Origin of the sequence: Aquibium pacificum (assembly GCF_040839445.1) — a bacterium.
In the GTDB taxonomy this organism is placed as follows: Bacteria; Pseudomonadota; Alphaproteobacteria; order Rhizobiales; family Rhizobiaceae; genus Aquibium; species Aquibium pacificus.
The window spans coordinates 582,837-601,790 of record NZ_JBDPGJ010000004.1; the positions used below are offsets into that span (position 1 = coordinate 582,837).

16 protein-coding genes and 1 tRNA gene are annotated in these 18,954 nt (G+C 65.5%); 8 read left to right on the forward strand and 9 right to left on the reverse strand.

Features of this window, described 5'->3' with window-relative positions; all coding sequences use genetic code 11:
• The first annotated feature begins 210 nt into the window (after nt 1–210).
• From ABGN05_RS19360 to sufA, 5 genes are all read left to right on the forward strand, one after another.
• Complete coding sequence (locus ABGN05_RS19360; RefSeq protein WP_367955678.1) at nt 211–1,320, forward strand: DUF2157 domain-containing protein; 1,110 nt, start codon at nt 211–213, stop codon at nt 1,318–1,320.
• Nucleotides 1,317–1,895: a GDYXXLXY domain-containing protein gene (locus ABGN05_RS19365; protein WP_367955679.1), complete on the forward strand. Its 579-nt coding sequence runs from the start codon at nt 1,317–1,319 to the stop codon at nt 1,893–1,895. Before ABGN05_RS19360 ends, ABGN05_RS19365 begins: the two co-directional genes overlap by 4 nt.
• Before the next feature lie 154 nt (nt 1,896–2,049).
• Nucleotides 2,050–2,134 (forward strand) — tRNA-Leu (locus tag ABGN05_RS19370).
• Between the two features lie 84 nt (nt 2,135–2,218).
• Nucleotides 2,219–3,685, forward strand: a complete 1,467-nt coding sequence (tig, locus tag ABGN05_RS19375; protein ID WP_367955893.1) for a trigger factor — start codon at nt 2,219–2,221, stop codon at nt 3,683–3,685.
• A 172-nt stretch (nt 3,686–3,857) separates the two neighbouring features.
• On the forward strand, nt 3,858–4,247 hold the full coding sequence (sufA, locus tag ABGN05_RS19380) for a Fe-S cluster assembly scaffold SufA (RefSeq protein ID WP_367955680.1): 390 nt from the start codon (nt 3,858–3,860) through the stop codon (nt 4,245–4,247).
• A gap of 2 nt (nt 4,248–4,249) precedes the next feature.
• On the opposite strand, the gene ABGN05_RS19385 is transcribed toward sufA, so the two are convergent.
• From ABGN05_RS19385 to ilvA, 8 genes are all read right to left on the reverse strand, one after another.
• Complete coding sequence (locus ABGN05_RS19385; protein WP_367955681.1) at nt 4,250–4,747, reverse strand: GFA family protein; 498 nt, start codon at nt 4,745–4,747, stop codon at nt 4,250–4,252.
• An 11-nt stretch (nt 4,748–4,758) separates the two neighbouring features.
• Entirely contained in the window at nt 4,759–6,333 is a 1,575-nt protein-coding gene (locus ABGN05_RS19390; RefSeq protein ID WP_367955682.1) for an inorganic phosphate transporter, read from the reverse strand.
• 121 nt (nt 6,334–6,454) lie between these two features.
• Nucleotides 6,455–6,931 (reverse strand): NUDIX hydrolase, encoded by a 477-nt coding sequence (locus ABGN05_RS19395; protein ID WP_367955683.1) that lies wholly within the window; start codon nt 6,929–6,931, stop codon nt 6,455–6,457.
• Between the two features lie 263 nt (nt 6,932–7,194).
• Nucleotides 7,195–7,692 (reverse strand): xanthine phosphoribosyltransferase, encoded by a 498-nt coding sequence (gpt, locus tag ABGN05_RS19400; protein ID WP_367955684.1) that lies wholly within the window; start codon nt 7,690–7,692, stop codon nt 7,195–7,197.
• A gap of 98 nt (nt 7,693–7,790) precedes the next feature.
• Nucleotides 7,791–8,975 (reverse strand): MFS transporter, encoded by a 1,185-nt coding sequence (locus ABGN05_RS19405; RefSeq protein WP_367955685.1) that lies wholly within the window; start codon nt 8,973–8,975, stop codon nt 7,791–7,793.
• Nucleotides 8,976–9,087: 112 nt separating this feature from the next.
• On the reverse strand, nt 9,088–10,485 hold the full coding sequence (locus tag ABGN05_RS19410) for a DEAD/DEAH box helicase (protein ID WP_367955686.1): 1,398 nt from the start codon (nt 10,483–10,485) through the stop codon (nt 9,088–9,090).
• A gap of 330 nt (nt 10,486–10,815) precedes the next feature.
• Nucleotides 10,816–11,361, reverse strand: a complete 546-nt coding sequence (locus tag ABGN05_RS19415; protein WP_367955687.1) for a DUF1697 domain-containing protein — start codon at nt 11,359–11,361, stop codon at nt 10,816–10,818.
• Nucleotides 11,358–12,632 (reverse strand): threonine ammonia-lyase IlvA, encoded by a 1,275-nt coding sequence (gene ilvA, locus ABGN05_RS19420; protein WP_367955688.1) that lies wholly within the window; start codon nt 12,630–12,632, stop codon nt 11,358–11,360. The genes ABGN05_RS19415 and ilvA overlap by 4 nt, the downstream gene beginning before the upstream one ends.
• A 130-nt stretch (nt 12,633–12,762) precedes the next feature.
• Here ilvA and ABGN05_RS19425 point away from each other — a divergent pair, with 130 nt between their 5' ends.
• From ABGN05_RS19425 to ABGN05_RS19435, 3 genes are all read left to right on the forward strand, one after another.
• Complete coding sequence (locus ABGN05_RS19425; RefSeq protein WP_367955689.1) at nt 12,763–14,220, forward strand: TrkH family potassium uptake protein; 1,458 nt, start codon at nt 12,763–12,765, stop codon at nt 14,218–14,220.
• Nucleotides 14,221–14,345: 125 nt separating this feature from the next.
• Nucleotides 14,346–15,803: a TrkH family potassium uptake protein gene (locus ABGN05_RS19430; protein WP_367955690.1), complete on the forward strand. Its 1,458-nt coding sequence runs from the start codon at nt 14,346–14,348 to the stop codon at nt 15,801–15,803.
• A 163-nt stretch (nt 15,804–15,966) separates the two neighbouring features.
• Nucleotides 15,967–17,112, forward strand: coding sequence for an alpha/beta hydrolase (locus tag ABGN05_RS19435; protein WP_367955691.1), 1,146 nt, complete (start codon nt 15,967–15,969; stop codon nt 17,110–17,112).
• 6 nt (nt 17,113–17,118) lie between these two features.
• On the opposite strand, the gene ade is transcribed toward ABGN05_RS19435, so the two are convergent.
• On the reverse strand, nt 17,119–18,930 hold the full coding sequence (gene ade, locus ABGN05_RS19440) for an adenine deaminase (protein ID WP_367955692.1): 1,812 nt from the start codon (nt 18,928–18,930) through the stop codon (nt 17,119–17,121).
• Nucleotides 18,931–18,954 lie beyond the last annotated feature (24 nt).

The following is an 18,954-nucleotide window of genomic DNA, read 5'->3' on the forward strand; positions in this document are numbered from 1 at the left end:
GTTGATTGGAAGATAGTCGCGCCCGTTCGGCATTTGAAGCGCGGTTGTTGCATAGCAGCAATGCGTTTTGTGCAATGCAACATAAGTTAGCGGGCAAGTGAGTATCTGCGTTCCGGTATCGGAAGGCGCCCACCGGCGCCATTGGCCCGATACGCGGGTGCGACATAGAATTGCCCGCATCGCGAGGGACAGCGCCCGGATGGATGGCGGATGATGGCTTCATACGTTTCAAAGGTCAGGCAGGACATCTCGCGGTGGCTTGCGGAGGGCCTGATCGACGCGCCGACCGCGCAGGCCCTGCGCAACGACATCGACAGTCGCGCGGGTGGCGGCTTCAGCTTCGGCGGCATCCTCGCCGTGCTGGCCGCATTGCTCCTCGGCGCGGCGATCCTGATTTTCGTGGCCGCGAACTGGCTGGCCTTTCCGCGCGTGGCGCGGGTCGGGCTGCTTTTTGCGATCATCCTCGCCGCTCATGCCGGCGGTGCGTTTCTCAAGCTGGTCCGCAGGGAAGCGGCCGGCGAGGCCGGCTTCCTCATCGGCGGCGCGGCCTTCGGCGGATCGATCGCGCTGATCGGGCAGATGTACCATCTTTCTGGAGACGAGGCGCAGGCGCTGCTCGTCTGGTGCGCGGGGGTGACCGTGGCCGCCGTGATCCTGCGCTCGGCGGCGTCGACCGTGGCTGCCGTCGTGATTGCGGCAAGCTGGCTCTGGGTGGAGATGTGGGATTTCTGGAGCGGCGCGGACGTGCCGCACGAATACCTGCTGGTGCTGGCCGTGCTGTGGGCCGTGTCCTTGTGGACGGGCGCCCGCTCGGCCCGGCACCTGATCGTGCTGTCGCTCGTCCTCTATGCGTCGCTGTCCTATCTTCACACCGAACAACTGGTGATTCCAGTCCTGCTGGCGCTCGCTTCGACCGGGCTCTTCCTCGCCGCGACATTCCGGCCGGAGAGCATCGAGCGTTTCCTGCGGCTCGGCGGCGGTGCGCAGGTCCACGGGCTTCTGGGCTTCGTGGCGGGCATGTCCTTCGTCCAGTTCGCGGTGATGGACGAGCCGGGCTTCATGCTCGCCGCGCTCGTCACCTTCGGCGCCAGCATCGGAGCACTCATCCTTGGCGGGCGCGAAAGCCGCATGCTGCGCTGGCTCGCCTATGCCGTGTTCGGCGTCGAACTTTGCATCGTGTACGTAGTGACGGTCGGCACCATGCTCGGAACGGCCGGGTTCCTGATCGCGACGGGCGCGCTCCTCGCGGTGCTAGCCTTCGTCATCACGCGGTTCGAGCGGCGGATGAAGGCGCCGGCGGCGCAGGGAGGCGCGGCATGAAGCGTTCGACGCAACTCATCGGCGGCGCGCTCGTCGTCTCCGCGCTGCAGATCGGTTTCCTGTACTCGATCATCCAGGGGCGCGCCGCGATCCTGCGCGACGGGGCGGAGGTGATGCTGAAGGTCGAACCGGTCGATCCGCGCGACCTTCTGCGCGGCGACTACGTGCGGTTGGGCTACGAGATATCGTCCATCCCCAGAACGCTCTTCGACCCGCCGCTCGCCGACGCCGACGCCACCGGGGGAACACCGGTGCTGGTCCGACTCGCGCCGGGCGACGACGGATTGTGGCATCCGGTGGGAGCGCGGCTGACCGATACGGAGCCGAGCGCGATGCCGGAAAGCCAGGTCGAGATCGCCGGAACGGTCGATACGGCATTCGCCGCGATCGACCAGGTTCGACTGTCCTACGGCATCGAGCGGTTCTACCTTCCCGAAGGGGAAGGGCGCGAGATCGAGCGCGACATGCGCGAGCGCCCGTTCATGATCCTGGCGGCGGTGGGCGAGGACGGGACGGCCCAGATCAAGGCATTCTTCGACGGCAAAACACAGCTCTACGAAGAACCGCTCTACTGAACCCGTCCGATCATTGGCTTCACCCTGCCGGGAAGCGGCATGGAATTCGGCGCCCGCGCGCGAAAAAAGCCGCATTTCTAGGGTGTTTCCCCTTTGAAGCCGTGATGCGCGGTGATATAGACGCCCCGCTTTGGGAGGCGCGTTTGCTTCCTGAGCGGGTGTGGTGGAACTGGTAGACACGCAGGATTTAGGTTCCTGTGGCGCAAGCCGTGGGGGTTCAAGTCCCTCCACCCGCACCAGAAAGCCACTCCCGGCCAAGGAATCCGGCAGGCGAAACGGAAATGCCGTTCCGCCCTGGAATTCGTGAAGACAAAGGTTTGATGATGCAGGTTACCGAGACGCTGAACACTGGGCTGAAGCGCGAGATCCAGGTGGTGGTCCCCGCCAAGGACATGGAGGCGCGGCTGCTGGAACGTCTTCAGGACGCCAAGGGCAAGGTGCGCATCAACGGTTTCCGTCCCGGCAAGGTGCCGGTCAACCATCTGCGCAAGGTCTATGGCAAGTCCGTCATGGCCGAGGTGGTCAATGAGATCCTCTCCAACTCGACCGGCTCCATCATCAAGGAGCGTGGCGAGAAGGCCGCCATGCAGCCCGAGGTCAAGATGACCGAAGACGAGTCCGAAGCCGAGAAGATCCTCGCCGGCCAGGCTGATTTCGAATTCTCCATCGCATATGAGGTCATCCCGCCCATCGAGATCCAAGATGTGTCCGGCATCTCCGTGACGCGCGAGGTCTACGACGTCCCCGAATCCGAGATCGACGAGCAGGCGATGCGCATCGCCGAATCCGCGCGCACCTACACACCGAAGGACGGCAAGGCCGAGACCGGCGATCGCGTCACCATGGACTATGTCGGCAAGATCGACGGCGAGCCCTTCGAGGGCGGCGCCGACACCGGCGCCAACATCGTCATCGGTTCCAACCAGTTCATCCCCGGCTTCGAGGAGCAGCTGATCGGCGCGAAGGCCGGCGACGAGAAGGTGGTCGAGGTGACCTTCCCAGAGCAATACCAGGCCGCCCATCTTGCGGGCAAGGCCGCGACCTTCGACGTCAAGGTGTCGGAAGTTGCGGCGCCGGAGGCAATCGAACTCAACGACGAGGTCGCCAAGTCGCTCGGGCTGGACTCGGTCGAGCGCCTGCGCGAGATCATCAAGGGGCAGCTTGAGAGCCAGTTCGGCACGTTGACGCGCCAGAAAGTGAAGCGCCAGCTGCTCGACGCCCTGGACGAGACCTACAAGTTCGAGGCTCCCTCGAAGCTGGTCGATGCGGAGTTCGCGAACATCTGGAACCAGGTGACCCGCGATCTGGAATCCGCCGGCAAGACCTTCGCCGACGAGGACACGACCGAGGAAGAGGCGCGCGCCGAGTACCAGCGCCTTGCCGAGCGCCGGGTGCGGCTCGGCCTGGTGCTGGCCGAGATCGGCGACAAGGCGGGCGTGCAGGTTTCGGACGACGAGATGCAGCGGGCGCTCATGGAGACGGTCCGCCGCTATCCCGGCCAGGAGCAGCAGGTCTATGATTTCTACCGCAAGAACCCGGCCGCGCTGGCTGAATTCCGCGCGCCGCTCTTCGAGGAGAAGGTCGTCGACCATCTCATGACCCAGATCAACGTCGCCGACAGGAAGGTCTCGAAGGAAGAGCTCCTGGCAGACGACGAGGAAGACCAGGCCAAGGCCGAAGGGTCCGAGGCGGCTTCCGCGAAGGAAGCTGCGCCGAAGAAGAAGGCCGCTCCCAAGAAGAAGGCGAAGGCCGCCGAAAGCGAAGCCGCGACCGAAGACGGCGCCGAGTAGCACGGCACGAACAGCCGCCATCGCGATCTGCGGTGCGGCTGGTCCATCGATCCAGGCAAGGGTGGTGCGGCCTCATGGTTTCGCCGCCCTTGCGCGTTTGGCGCCTATCCCCCATTTTAGGGGGAGGAAAAGCAGGTGCGATTTGGGCCTGCCTATTCGTATGGAGAGAGAAATGGGCCGATTCCAGGTGATGACGATGACGTCGGATGCGGCGCGCCGCGTACGCGAGATCGTCTCCAGCCGCGACGGCGCCAAAGGTATCCGCGTCGGCGTCAAGAAGGGCGGCTGCGCTGGAATGGAATACACGGTCGATCTCGTGAGCGAACCGGATTCCCGCGACGATCACGTCGAGCATGAGGGCGCGCATGTTTACGTCGCGCCCGAGGCGTCGCTCTTCCTCCTCGGCACGCAGATGGGTTTCGAGACGACGAGGCTGCGTTCGGGCTTCACCTTCACCAACCCCAACCAGTCGTCCGCCTGCGGCTGCGGCGAATCCGTCGAACTGAAGCCGGCCGACCTGAAGGCGCTTGCCGAGGCCCGCGCCTCGGCCGGTGCCGCCTGAGGTCAGTCTACCCACAGTCCCCGCTTCTTGTGCCAGTCGGCGATGGATTCCTCCGGGTAGAGTGCGAAGGTCCGGTCGCCGGGGCGGATATCCGGTTCCACCCATGACGGCTTGTACTTGAGCATCAGGTGCACACGCTCCGGCGCTCTGGGCAGTTCGCTGTCGATCGCCGATGCGAAGGGATGGACGAGATCCGGCCAGGTCGGATCGTAGAGCCACAGGGCCGAACCGCATTCGCGGCAGAAGCGCCGCTCGCCGGTCGAGACCTCGCAGGTCGGCCGTTCCTCGTCTTCGATTTCCGCCCTGTAGAGGCCGAGGTGCTCCTCTCCCGTGATCTTGAGGGTCCTGGCATCCGCGCCGAGGTTGATGGCAAATCCGCCGCCTCCCTGCTGCTTGCGGCAGATCGAGCAGTAGCAGAGCTGGTAGGGTACCGGCGTATGGCTTTCGACTTCGAAGCGGACGGCGGCGCAGCGGCATGATCCCGTGAGAAGCATCGGCATGCGGGGTTCTCCTATCTAAGCTGTTGGAGCAGGAGGAAGAAGCCGCCGGCGATGGCGGCCGTTGCCGGCACGGTGACCAGCCATGCCGCGACGATGGTGGAAAAATGGGCGCGCCGCACGAGCTTGCGCCGCGTGACCTCCTCGCGCGAGATCACGGGCTCTCCCGCCGTCTCGTCCTCGTCTTCGTTGAACGCTTCGGTGTCCGATGTTTCGCCCGCGATCCGGTTTGCCGCGCGCTCGGCCCGCAACCGGTTGACCTTTCGATCCAGGTACGCTCGGCGTCGCGGCGAGTTCGCAGTGTACCATTCGCGGAAGAAACCCACCCCGAACACCGCGCCGACCGCGATGTGCGTGGAGCTGACCGGCAGCCCGAACCAGGAGGCGATGATGACGGTCAGCGCAGCCGACAGCGCAACGCAGAAGGCGCGCATCGGGTTGAGCTTGGTGATCTGCTCGCCGACCATCCTCACGAGCTTGGGCCCGTAGAGCAACAGGCCCAGCGATATGCCGAAGGCGCCAATGAGCATGACCCAGAAGGGGATGTGGACGGCCGCCACGACGCCGTTGCGCCCCGCGGTCTGCACGATGGCGGCGAGCGGACCGACCGCGTTCGCCACGTCGTTGGCGCCGTGGGCGAAGGAGAGCAGTGCGGCGGAGATCACCAGCGGCAGGTTGAAGAGCTTGCGCAGTGACTGGTTGCGGTTCTCCATGCCTTCGGACTGGCGATTGACGAAAACCTGCGCAGCGCCCCAGGCGACGAGGAAGGTACCCAGGCCGATGATCGCGATGCCGCCGCCGCTCAGATGAATGATCTTCGAGAGGCCTTTGGTGGCGAGGTATGACGCGAAGGATCCGGCCATGATGGCGATCAGAATCGGCACCCAGCGCCGGGCGGCGGCGATCTTCTCGTCCTGGTAGATGATGCGCGACTTGATGAAGGCGAGGAAACCAGCCGCGATGACCCCGCCCATGACCGGCGATATGACCCAGCTCGCGGCGATGCCGGCCATCACCCCCCAGTCCACGGACCACAGGCCCGCGGCCGCGATCCCCGCGCCCATGACGCCGCCGACCACTGAATGCGTGGTCGACACCGGCGCGCCGATAGCCGTCGCCAGGTTGATCCAGACCGCCGAGGCCAGCAGCGCCGCCGTCATGGCGCCGATGAATATCGCCGGCTCTCCGACGGCCTGACGGTCGATGATGCCTTTCGAGATCGTCTGCACGACGTCGCCGCCGGCAATAAGGGCGCCGGACGTCTCGAAGATGGCGGCCAGCACGAGCGCGCCGCCCATGGTGAGCGCCCGCGAGCCGACCGCCGGGGCAACGTTGTTGGCGACATCGTTGGCGCCGATGTTGAGCGCCATGTAGGCGCCGATCGCGGCGGCCGCCACGATCGCGATCGCACCGGGATCGCCGGCGCTGAAGATCGCCACGGCGACGGCGACGAAGGCCATGAAGAAGAGCGCGAGACCGGGAGCGACCAGCCCGCGCGCGAGGAAGCTCGTCGCCTCCTCGATCCGGACGAGCTTGTCGAGATCCTTGTCGAGGGTCGTCTTGCGCGCGCGCTCGCTTATGTCGGCCATGGTCCCTTCCGCTCAGGCTCTGGCCTAGGTAACTGCGGGGCGCGCGACAAGTTCATCACCGCGTCCATTCGTGGCCAAACGCGGATTTGGTGTGGAAAACGGAAAACCCGGGCAGTCGGCGTTAGGCGGAGGGCGCAAACTCCGACAGCAGTTCCGCTAGTTCCGGCTCGCGCACGCGGCTCGCGGCGATCTGCGGCGTGAACCACTTGCGGATGCGCTGGCCCTTCTCCGGCCATTTCTGCTCGACCCGCTCGACCTTCATGGCAAACACGAAAACCTCGCAGCGCTGCTCGAGCCCGGACTTCAGTCCCTTGCCGTAGAAGTAGCGTCCGCTTTCCTTGTCCGAGATCGATCCGCGCAGGCCGGCTTCCTCTGCCGCTTCGCGCATCGCCGCCTCGTGCAGCGCCTCGTCGCCTTCCGGCCATCCCTTCGGCAGGACCCAGCGGCCCGTGTCGCGGCTGGTGATCAGCATCACCTCGACGCCGCGGTCTTCTTCGCGCCACGGAAGGGCCGCCACCTGAACGCGCGCGGGCACGCCGCCGAGGAACCGGCGGACCCGGTCGACGGATGAGTGCCAAGTGCGATGGTTCAGGAGCATTTTTCCCTTTCGATTCCGGCGAATCAACTTTGCCAGCTACCTTTTCCAACCGCAAGATAGCAGATCACCGCCAAGTATCGCGCAAAAATGTTAAGTTATTCGCCAAGCGAAGCAGCGGCACGAAAGCACCAGCGATCCGGCGGGATCGATCTTGTCGATCGAACATGACATTGATCGGTCCGCCCTCGTGGAGGACCTTGTCAAGCAGGTTAGATACGCTGCGCGAAGCCAATTTCAAGCGCGCACGCGTCCGGGCCGCGTTCTCAGCCGCGATGGCCTTCCGAGATCGGCTGCTGGTAGGTGAAGCCCATATCCCAGGGAAAATAGATCCATGTGTCCTGGGAAACTTCGGTGACGAAGGTGTCGACCAGCGGGCAGCCCTTCGGCTTGGCGTAGACGGTGGCGAAATGCGCTTTCGGCATCATCGCGCGCACGATCGACGCGGTCTTGCCGGTGTCGGTGAGGTCGTCGACGATCAGGACCTCCTCGCCTCCGTTCTCGAGCAGGACGGGCGAAATCTCCTTCAGGACCTTCAGTTCGCCCTGTTCGGTATAGTCGTGGTAGGACGCGATCGAGACAGTCTCGATCACCCTTATGCCGAGTTCGCGCGAGATGATGGCGGCCGGCACCAGGCCGCCGCGGGTGATGCACACGATCGCCTTCCATTTGCCCTTGCTCCCCGCCAGCCGCCAGGCAAGCGCACGCGCGTCGCGGTGGAACTGGTCCCAGGAAACGGGGAAGGCCTTTTCGGGAAGCGACATGGGCGGTCTCGCGCGGGCGTCAGGGAAGCTGCGAGCCTAAAGCGCAAAAGGGATGGAAAGGCAAGGGCATGCCGCCATTCCCGCCAATGGCCGCCGCATCACGGCCTGGCATCGCGCGAGAACAGGTAGACCGCCAGCGTAGCGGCGAGCATGGCGGCATAGAAGACGAAGAGCGCCTGGTAGCCGGCGGCGGGGTTTGCCGCATCGGTCGCTGCCGTCACGACGCCGCCGGTCGCGAACTGCATGGCGCCGACCCCGCCGATGGAGAAGAAGTTCATCAGCGTGACGCCGCGCCCGATGAGATGCGGCGGCAGGAAGGCACGCGCATGTGCCATCAGCATTCCGTAGCTCATGCCGCTGATGCCGATCACCACGAACAGGACGGTGACTGTGAACAGGCTGGTGGCCGGCATGACGGCGAGATAGGAGATCGTACCGAGGCTGACGGCGTTGCCGACGATCACGACCCATTTGCGGGTGCGGAACACCGTGTCGAGCGGGCCGTAGAGAAAACTGCCGGCGACCATGGCGAGCGCCATGTAGAGCGTCGCCTGGCCGATGGCGAGGGCATCGGCGCCGTGGACGTCGGCGAGATAGGGCCCCGCCCACAGGCCGCGAATGCCGGCGGCCGGCGCGTAGTTGAGCGCGGTGAGGGGAATGATCAGCCACAGCACCTTCATCCGCAGCAGTTCTCCGAAGCCGGCGAAACCCGAATTACGCCCGCCAGCCGTCTCGCGTTCCGGATCGCGCACAAGTGCGACGAGGGCCAGCGCGGAAAGGAGCGTCGCGATGCCGAGACCCGCCATCACGCCGCGCCAGCCGAAGCTTTCCACCGCGGCCGCGAAGGGGGCGGCGCCCGAGACGTTGCCGAGCGAGCCAAGCGCGACGAACCAACTCGTGAGGACGGCGAAGCGCGCTGGCTTGAAAGTCTTGGCGAAGATGAAGAGGGAGGCCATCAGAACCGGGGCGCAGCCGATGCCGATCAGCGTCATGGCGGCGGTGATCATGGCCGGCGACGTTGCTGCGGCAAAGAGGAGAGCGCCGCCTCCGCCTCCCGCCGCCAGCAGAATCCCCGCCGTCCGGCGTGGTCCGAAACGGTCGAGCGAGACCCCGACGGCGAACTGCATGAGGGCGAAGGCGATGAACCAGGCGCCGGATGCGAAGGAAAGTTGCGCCTTGGTGGCGCCGAGATCGGCCTCCAGCGCCGGTGTCAGCACTGCCAGGAACGAGCGGTAGAACTGCGACAGGAAGTAGGCGAGTGCGAGCGCCGCTATGCCGGCCATGGGCAGGGTCCAAAGAACAAGGGCGGCGAACCACCGGGGTTCGCCGCCCTAAGTCATGCCGAAGGATCAGGCAATCGCCCAACCCGTCGGCGCCTGTGGACCAGAAATAGATCTATGCTGCGCGCGCGGGCGACTTCGCGCCACCCGGGCGCCGGCGCCGGCGGAACGGCTTGCGCTCGTCGGGACGGCCTGCGTCGTGGTGCGCGGAAGCCGGCTTCGCGCCGAAGCGTTGCGGCTTGCCGCCGGAAGGACGTCCCTGCCGGCCGGAATTCGGACGGCCATTCCCGCCGTTCGGGCGTTCCTGACGCTCCGCAGGTTCGCCGGCGACGCGCGGACGCGGTGCCGGGTCGGGCTCGCCCGTATGGTCGGCCACGAGCGGGATCTTGGCACGGATGACGCGCTCGACGGCCCGCAGCTTCACGGCTTCCGAAGGGTCGGCCAGCGTCACCGCCGCGCCGTCCATGCCGTTGCGGCCCGTGCGGCCGATGCGATGGACGTAGCTCTCCGGTTCGTCCGGCAGCTCGTAGTTCACGATGAGGCTGATGCCGGGAACGTCGATGCCGCGGGCGGCGATATCGGTCGCAACCAGAATGCGCACCTGGCCATCGCGGAAGCCGTTCAGCGCCCGCTGACGGGCATTCTGCGACTTGTTGCCGTGGATGACGTCGGCCGAGAACCCGTCCTGCTGGAGCTGGCGAGTCACCTTGTCCGCCCCGTGCTTGGTGCGAGTGAACACGATGACCGACTTGTAGTCCTCGTTGGCGAGCAGCTTGGCGATCACGTCGCGCTTCTGCTTCGTCCGCGCCTTGATCAGGCTCTGGGAAATCTCCGCGGCCGTCGTGCCCTGCGGCGCGACGGAAACGCGCACCGGGTCCTTCATCAGGCCCATCGCCAGCTTCTCGATCTCCTCGGGCATGGTGGCCGAGAACAGCGTCGTCTGGCGGTCGGGATGCGTGGCGCGGGCAATGCGCTTGACGTCGTTGATGAAGCCCATGTCGAGCATGCGGTCGGCCTCGTCGAGCACGAGCCAGCGCGTCTGGTCGAGCTTGACGTCGCCCTCGCGCACCAGGTCGATGAGCCGGCCGGGCGTGGCGATGAGCACGTCGACGCCGTCGCGCAGGCGCTTGACCTGGCTGTTGCGCGAAACGCCGCCGAGCACCTGCGCGGTCGTGATGTGAGCGCCCTTGGCGAGCAGCCGGATGGTCTCCTCGATCTGCACAGCGAGTTCGCGGGTCGGGGCGAGGATCAGCGCGTGCGGGCTCTTGGGCCTGCGGCGCGCGCCCAGTGCCATGATCTTGGTCAGGATCGGCAGCGCGAAGGCCGCCGTCTTGCCGGAGCCGGTCTGGGCGATGCCCAGGACGTCGCGCCCAGCCAGATAATGCGGGATCGCCTGTTCCTGGATAGGCTTGGGTGACGTGTACCCGGCCACTTCGGTCGCCTTGAGTAGCGTGCCGGTGATGCCGAGGCGGGCGAAGCCGTTGTCCTGCTCCGCGTTTACATGAATGTTCAAAATCGTCTTCTTTCGGCGGACCGGAGTCCGCACTGTGGCGCGGCGGGCGCAACCTGCCGGGCATATGTCGGGATGTACGACGAGGCGGAGCGCCCTGGATTGGGCGACGACCGGCTGCGCTGTCGTTCCCGCGAACCTCATGCCCGCGGGGATCTTTTCACCGCTCGACCGAAAAGTTCGGGAAAGGGGAAAACCAGACGCAACCGAGGTCAATTTCTGACGAGCCGGATCGAACCGGCCCAAGCGCCTGCCGCGCATATGGGGGAAACGATCTGCAAAAGCAAGGACAATGTCGCGATGTCCCTACGCCCGAGCTACTCCGACCGCCGTCTAGTTGCCGCGGGAAGCTTGCCGCGCCAGTTCTTCCAGCTTGATGACCGTGTTCCAGTTGCGCGCGGTATTGGCCACCCCGATGCCCCTGTCGAACTTCTCGGCGAGCTTGGAGGTGCCGAAGCCGGCGGGCGTGTGGAGATATGCCACCGTGCCGACTATCTCGATGCGTTCCCCGGCTGCCGCATAGCCGCGCAGCGTTTCGACCCGTCCTTCTTCCGGAGGATCGGCGAGAACGGCCGCGTGCAGGAATTTCGGGACCGACACCGCCTCCGGGAACGGGTTGTTGGCGATGAGTTCGCGCCATTCGGCCAGAGACCGGAGGTGAACGTCTTTCTCGAATCCAAACTCGCGGGAACAGATGTCCGCGATCTTCCTGGAAACTGCGGGGCGCTGAAGCGTGCTCCGGAGCACTGCGTTGCCGCTGTTGATGTATGTCGCGACACCCTCGAAACCGCCGGCGGTCAGAGCGTCGCGCAACCGCTTCACCGGAAGCTGGGTCTTGCCTCCGACGCCGCGGAACAGAACGATCCAGACGGATGTCATATGATCAGCCCCGCCAGCACCTCGTTTTCCGTGATATCCTGATAGGACCAGCCTGCCTCGCGGAACTGCCGTTCGAGCCGGACGAAGTTTCTCGCGTCCTTCGTCTCGAGGCCGATCAGCACGGAGCCGAAGTTGCGGGCGGATTTCTTCAGGTACTCGAACCGGACGATGTCGTCGTCGGGCCCGAGCAGGTCGAGGAAGTCGCGCAGCGCGCCCGGCCGCTGCGGGAACCGGAACACGAAGTACTTCTTTAGCCCCTCGAAGCGGAGCGCACGCTCCTTCACGTCGGGCAGGCGCTCGAAGTCGAAATTGCCGCCCGAGACGACGAGCACGACCGTCCTGCCCTTCAAGTCCTTGCGCGGAAAATCTTTCAGCGCGTCGATCGCCAGCGCCCCCGCGGGTTCCAGCACGACGCCCTCGACGTTCAGCATCTCGATCATCGTGGCGCAGAGGCGGTTCTCCGGCACCAGCAGCACGTCGTCCGCGCCGAACCGCTTCAGGTGGCGGAACGGTTCGCGGCCGATCTCGGCGACCGCCGCCCCGTCGACGAAATTGTCCACCCGGGCGAGCTTCAGCCGCTTTCCGTCCTCAAGGCTGCGCTTCAGGCTGGGCGCGCCGGCCGGTTCGGCGAAGACGAAGCGCGTCTTCCAGCCGCGTTCGGTCAGATAGCGCGTCACACCCGCCGAAAGTCCGCCGCCGCCCACCGGCAGGATCGTCAGGTCCGGTATTTCGCCCGGCGGCATCTGCGCGGCGATTTCGTGCGCCACCGTTGCCTGGCCGTCGATGATGTCGCGATGGTCGAACGGCGGCACCATCAGTGCGCCCGTCTGCTCCGCGTGCTCCAGCGCGGCTTCCAGACAGGCGTCGAAGAAGTCGCCGGTGAGGCGGATCTCGACGAATTTCCCGCCGAACATGACGGTCTTGTCGATCTTCTGCTGCGGCGTCGTGACGGGCATGAAGATCACGCCCTTCTTGCCGAGGTGCCGGCAAGCGAAGGCGAAACCTTGCGCATGGTTGCCGGCGGAGGCGCAGACGAAGCCCGCGGCCGGCTCCCGCTGCGACAACGCCTTGCGGAAGAAGGTGTACGCGCCGCGGATCTTGTAGGAGCGGACGGGCGACAGATCCTCGCGCTTGAGGAAGACGCGCGCGCCGTATTTCTTTGAAAGGTGCGCGTTGAGCTGCAGCGGCGTCTCGGGGAAAAGGTCGCGCAGCGCGGTGGCGGCTTCGGCAACGCGTGTGGAAAACCCACCTTCCTTGTCTGTGTCGGACATGTCGCGCTCCACTGCCGCTGCCTTTGCTCGTCGCGGGCTATTGCATAAACGACCGTCTCTCGCCACTCTCGCGCCGGCCGGTCAAGGATGGGCGGCCCAACAGGGTGAAAAGACCGGGGGCTTCCTCTTCGTGCAGAGCTTCGCCGTCCGGGCCGCGATCCACATAGCCGCGATCTTCGGCATCTACCTGTCGCTCGCGATGCTCATTCCGGCCTTCGCGGATCTCTACTACGGAAACAGCGACTGGCGCGTCTTCGCGCTGTCGGCCTTCTTCACCGGTGGCCTCTCGCTCGCCGTCGCGCTGGCGACGCAGGGCCGGCCTCCGGTGGTATCGTCCCGCTTCGCCTTCCTGCTCGTGAACCTCCTGTGGTTTACCACCGCTGCCGCGGGCACGATTCCGTTCCTGGCGTCGCCCATGAACATGGAACTCTCCGACGCGGTTTTCGAATCGGTGTCTGCGGTGACCACGACAGGAAGCACCGTCTTGGTGGGGCTCGACGCCATGGCGCCCGGAATACTCCTGTGGAGATCGATCCTGCAATGGATGGGCGGCCTCGGCGTGATTGCGCTCGGCCTCTTCATCCTGCCGTTCCTCAACGTCGGCGGCGTCTCCTATTTCAAGATCGAATCGACCGACATCGAGGACAGGCCGTTCGAGCGGCTCTCGACCTTCACGATCAGCCTGATGGTCATCTACTGCCTGCTGACGCTCGCCTGCGGGATCGCGTACGCGGCCGCCGGCATGGACGGGTTCGACGCCCTCAACCATGCGCTGACCACGATCTCGACCGCAGGCTTCTCGACCCACGACGACTCCTTCGGCCATTTCCAGGGAAACCTCGCGATCCTGTGGGTGTCGATCGTCTTCATGTTTATCGGCGGCCTGCCGTTCTCTATCCTGATCCTTCTGACCGTCAGGGGACGTCTGGACGCCCTGCGGGACCCGCAGATCCGGGCCTTCGCCGGCTATACCGCGTCGTTCGCGATCCTGATGACGATCTACCTGCGACTGACGAGCGACGTCCCCTTCTTCGAGGCGTTGACGCACGCGACGTTCAATTTCGTTTCCCTGGTAACGACGACGGGGTTTTCCACGCACGACTACGCGGCGTGGGGGCCGTTTGCGGTTGCGCTCGCCTTCATCGCCACGTTTCCCGGCGGATGCTCCGGATCGACCACCGGCGGCATCAAGGCCTATCGGTTCATCATCCTGTTCGAACTGATGGCCAACGGGTTACGCAAGCTGGTCTATCCGAACTCTGTCCAGCCGGTGCGCTACGGCGACCGCCCAGTGGACGAGGACATGCAGCGCGCGGTGGTGCTCTTCATCGCCTCGTTCTTCGTGCTGTGGGGATTGTCGATCCTGCTTCTGGCCTCGACGGGACTGGATCTGATCACGGCCATGACGGGTTCGCTGACGGCGCTGACCAATGTCGGTCCGGGCCTTGGCGACTTCATCGGACCGAAGGGCAGCTTCGCCGACGTGCCGGATTTCGCCAAATGGGTGCTTTCGCTGGCGATGCTGTTCGGGCGTCTCGAGATCCTCGCCGTCCTCGTGATCTTCACGCCCGTCTTCTGGCGCAGGTAGGGAGCGTCCCTCCGTCTCCTGTTGCACCGCAGCGACGGCTCCGGTAAATCGGCTCGCCTGCCGTCGGAAACCGGAGGCGCCGCCGTGCGGACCAAAGGCCGCGGCGTCGAGGAGATGACCTTCCCTTGAACAGCCACGCGCTCCGTGCCGCGATCCACGTTTCGGCGATCCTGGGTATCTACCTGGCGCTGGCGATGCTGGTGCCGGCCTTCATCGACTTCTACTACGGAAATAACGACTGGCGCGTCTTCGCGCTCTCGGCTTTCTTCACCGGCGGGCTGTCGCTGGCGGTGGCTCTGGCGACGCAGGGCAGGCCTCCCCCTGCCACCTCGCGTTTCGCCTTCCTGATCGTCAACCTGCTCTGGGCCACCATGGCAGTCGCCGGCGCCATTCCGTTCCTGGCCTCATCGCTTTCGATGGATTTCACGGACGCGGTCTTCGAATCCGTTTCGGGGATAACGACAACCGGTTCGACGGTGATCGTCGGTCTGGATGCGCTCCCCCCCGGCCTCCTGATCTGGCGCTCGATCCTGCAATGGGTCGGTGGATTGGGCGTGATCGTGCTGGGCCTCTTCATCCTGCCCTATCTCAACATCGGCGGCGTTTCCTATTTCAAGATCGAATCGAGCGACATCGAGGACCGTCCGTTCGAGCGGTTGTCGGTCTTCGCGACCAGCATTCTGGGCGTCTATTCCGCGCTGACGATGGCCTGTGCGATCGCCTATGCTGCGGCCGGCATGAGCGGGTTCGACGCTATCAACCATGCGCTGACCACGCTCTCGACCGGCGGCTACTCCACGCACGACGCCTCGATGAGCTTCTACGGCGACAAACTGCCGCTCCTGTGGATTTCGTCGCTCTTCATGTTCATCGGCGGGCTGCCCTTCTCGATCCTCGTGCTGCTCGCCGTTCGCGGCCGCATCGACGCGGCACGCGATCCGCAGATCCGGGTTTTCGCGGGCTACGTGTGCTTCTTCGGCTTCGCGGTTGCCCTCTATCTGCGCCTCACGACCGATGTCCCTTTCACCGAAGCGCTCACCCATTCCTTCTTCAACATCATTTCGCTGATCACCACGACCGGCTATGCCAGCCAGGACTATTCGCTGTGGGGGGCGTTCGCCGTCGCCTGCGCGTTCCTCGCCACCTTTCTCGGCGGATGCTCGGGCTCGACGGCGGGCGGCATCAAGTCCTATCGCTTCATCGTGCTGTTCGAACTGATGGCCAACGGCCTGCGCCGCCTCGTCTATCCGAGTTCGGTGCAGACGGTGCGCTACGGCGATCGTGTCGTCGACGACGACATGCAGCGCGCTACCGTGCTCTTCATTGCCTCCTTCTTCGTCCTGTGGGGCATCGGGACGGTCCTCCTGGCCGCGACCGGGCTCGATTTCATGACCTCCATGACCGGTTCCCTGACGGCGCTGACGAATGTCGGCCCGGGACTCGGACACGTCATCGGGCCGGCGGGCAACTTCGCGCCGCTGCCCGACCTGGCAAAGTGGGTCCTCGCGCTCGCCATGCTGCTCGGGCGGCTGGAGATCCTCACCGTCCTGGTGATCTTCGCGCCGGTGTTCTGGCGCCGCTGATCCTCACGCTTTCTGTCGCGCTGCAACAAAAAGCTAGGCGTAATGGGCCGCCTCGCCATGATCCGCGCCCGCTCCGGTGCCATAAGGGGCCATCACAGGCATGGGCGGGGAATGGATGAGGCGCGACGGCAGCCTTCCGGCACGATTTGAATTCGCGGGACCAATGCGCGTGGCGGCCCTGCTTGTGTGCGTGGCGGTGGCGGGCTGCGTGAACACTCAGGCGCAGGTGCTGATCGGTACCGAACTCGTTTCGTCGACGCAGAACGAGATCGCGGGTGAACACCGAATCTTCGTCGCGACTACCCGTGCCCGCTCCGAAAACCCGCGCGAGGTGTTCGACAACACCCGCTCCCTGTCGCTCAGCTTCGCCCGGACGGACGTCACCGTTCCGGCGATCCACGCGCCGGGTGCGATCGAGCGGCCGAAGTCGGGGCTGCGCGATCCCGCGCGTTTCTTTACGGCCTCCGAGGTCGCGACCTATGACGGCGAGGATGCGTTCGTCGCCGACCTGGCGGCCACGATCAAGGCGCGGGGAGGGCGGGCGCTGGTTTTCATCCACGGCTACAACACCCGCTTCGACGATGCCGTCTACCGGCTGACCCAGCTCGCGCATGACGCCGGATACGACGGAGCGCCTGTGCTCTTCACCTGGGCTTCGGGGGGTAGGACGGTCGACTACATCTACGACCGCGATTCGGCGACGGTAGCGCGCGACGCGCTGGAGCGCACGCTGCGGCTGGTGGAGGAGGCGGGCGCCTCGCGCATCGACATCATCGCCCATTCGATGGGCAACTGGGTGACGCTCGAGGCCCTGCGCCAACTCGCCATCACCGGCGACCGCGACATCGACGGCAAGCTGGGCGACGTGGTGCTGGCGTCGCCCGATGTCGATGTCGACGTCTTCAAGAGCCAGATGAAGCGTTACGGCATCCCCGACAAGCCGTTCTTCCTGATGCTGTCGCGAAACGACCGCGCGCTCAACATTTCGGGCATCATCGCCGGCAACCGGCCGCGGCTCGGCGAGTACACCAACGATGCCGAGATCGCGAGCTACGGCGTGATCGTGGCCGACGTCACCGCGCTCGAGGCCGGCGACAGGACCAACCACACCAAGTTCGCCGACAATCCGCTCTTGGTGCGGCTGCTGGGCGAACGGCTGCGCCAGGGCGACCGGCTGACGGAGACGCGCGACAATCTCGCCGAGCGGCTGAACAGCCTGGCGACCGGCATCGGCCAGACAGCAGCCTCGGCGGCAGACATCGTCATCACCACGCCGGTGGAGGTGCTGGAGACCGTGACCCGGCAGTGAGCCCGGTCAGACGAACAGGTCGACCTTCTCGAACTTCGTCACGTCGATGATGCCCATGTCTGAGATCCTGAGCTCCGGGATGACGACCAGTGCCAGCAGCGAGTGCTGCATGTAGGCGTTGTTCAGCGAGCAGCCCATCTCGCGCATCGCGGCGGTCAGCTTGCCGGCCTTCGCGGCGACGATTTCCGCGCGTTCGTCCGACATCAGCCCGGCGATCGGCATCTCCACCAGCGCCAGTTCCTTGCCTTGCGAGAACAGCACCACGCCGCCGCCGATTTCGCCGAGGCGATTGGCTGCGGCCGCCATGTCTGCCTTGTTCGTGCCGACGACGATCATGTGGTGGGAATCATGGGCGACAGTGGACGCCAGCGCGCAGTCGCGCATGTAACCGAAACCAGAGACGTAGCCGTTCACCACGGCGCCCGTGCCCCGGTGGCGTTCCACCAGCGCGATCTGGCAGACGTCGTTGCGGCGGTCCATCTGGACGATTCCGTCCTCGACGGGCAGGTCGGCCTCCAGCGCGCGCGTCGGCGCCTGGTTCTCGATGACCCCGATAACGCGCGCCCGCACCTCGTTCGCGCCCGCGGGCGCGGCGATGTCGAAATCGGCGGCACCGAGCTTGCGCCCGAGCTTCACGGTGTTCCTCGCGCTGGCTGGATAGGTGCGCACCGGTATGTCGACCTCCAGCTTTCCGCCTTTCGCGAGACGCACGCCGCGCGCGTAGACCTCGTCGATCGTGAGAGTTGCAAGGTCGGAGACGATCAGGAAATCCGCAAGCCGCCCCGGCGCGATCGAGCCGATCTCTCGCTCCAGCCGGAAATGCTGCGCGGTGTTGATCGTCGCCATCTGGATGGCGGTGACGGGCTTCAGCCCCTGCGCGATGGCATGGCGCACGACGCGGTTCATGTGACCCTCGTCGACCAGCGTTCCGGAGTGGCTGTCGTCGGTGCACAGGATGAAGTTGCGCGGATCGAGGCCTTGCTCGGTCACCGCCTTGATCTGGGTCGCCACGTCGTACCAGGCGGAGCCGAGCCGCAGCATCGCCTTCATGCCCTGCCGCACGCGCGCGATCGCGTCTTCCACCCGCGTGCCCTCGTGATCGTCCTCGGGACCGCCGGCAACGTAGCCGTGGAAGGCGAGGCCGAGATCGGGCGAGGCATAGTGACCGCCGACCGTCTTGCCGGCTGCCACCGTCGCCGCGATCTCGCCGGTCATGGTGGCGTCGTTGGCGGCGACGCCCGGAAAATTCATCACTTCGCCGAGGCCTATGATGTTCTCCCAGGTCATGGCCTCGGCCACGTCCTTCGGGCCGAGCGTGGCGCCGGCGTTCTCGAGTCCGGGCGCCGACGGCACGCAGGACGGCATTTGGACATGCACGTTGACCGGCATGTCGACCGCTTCGTCGTGCATGAGGCGTACGCCTTCGAGACCAAGGACGTTGGCTATCTCGTGCGGGTCGATGAACATGGAGGTGGTGCCGTGCGGAATGACGGCGCGGCAGAACTCGGTCACCGTCACCATGCCGCTCTCGACATGCATGTGCGCGTCGCAAAGGCCCGGCACTAGGTAGCGGCCGCCGGCGTCGACCACCTTGGTCCCCTCGCCGATGGCGTGGCTGGCGTTCGGGCCGCAATAGGCGAAACGCCCCTTTGCGATCGCCACGTCGGTGCCGGGGATCACCTCGCCCGAGTGGACGTTCACCCAGCGCCCGTTTCGCACGACCATATCGGCTGGCCTGCGCCCCGTCGCGACGTCGACCAGCACGGCGGCGACCTCCGTCCAGGGCTTGGGTCTGGAAAAGCGTGGCGTCTTCGGCATTCGGATTCTCCTTCGCCGGAGAAT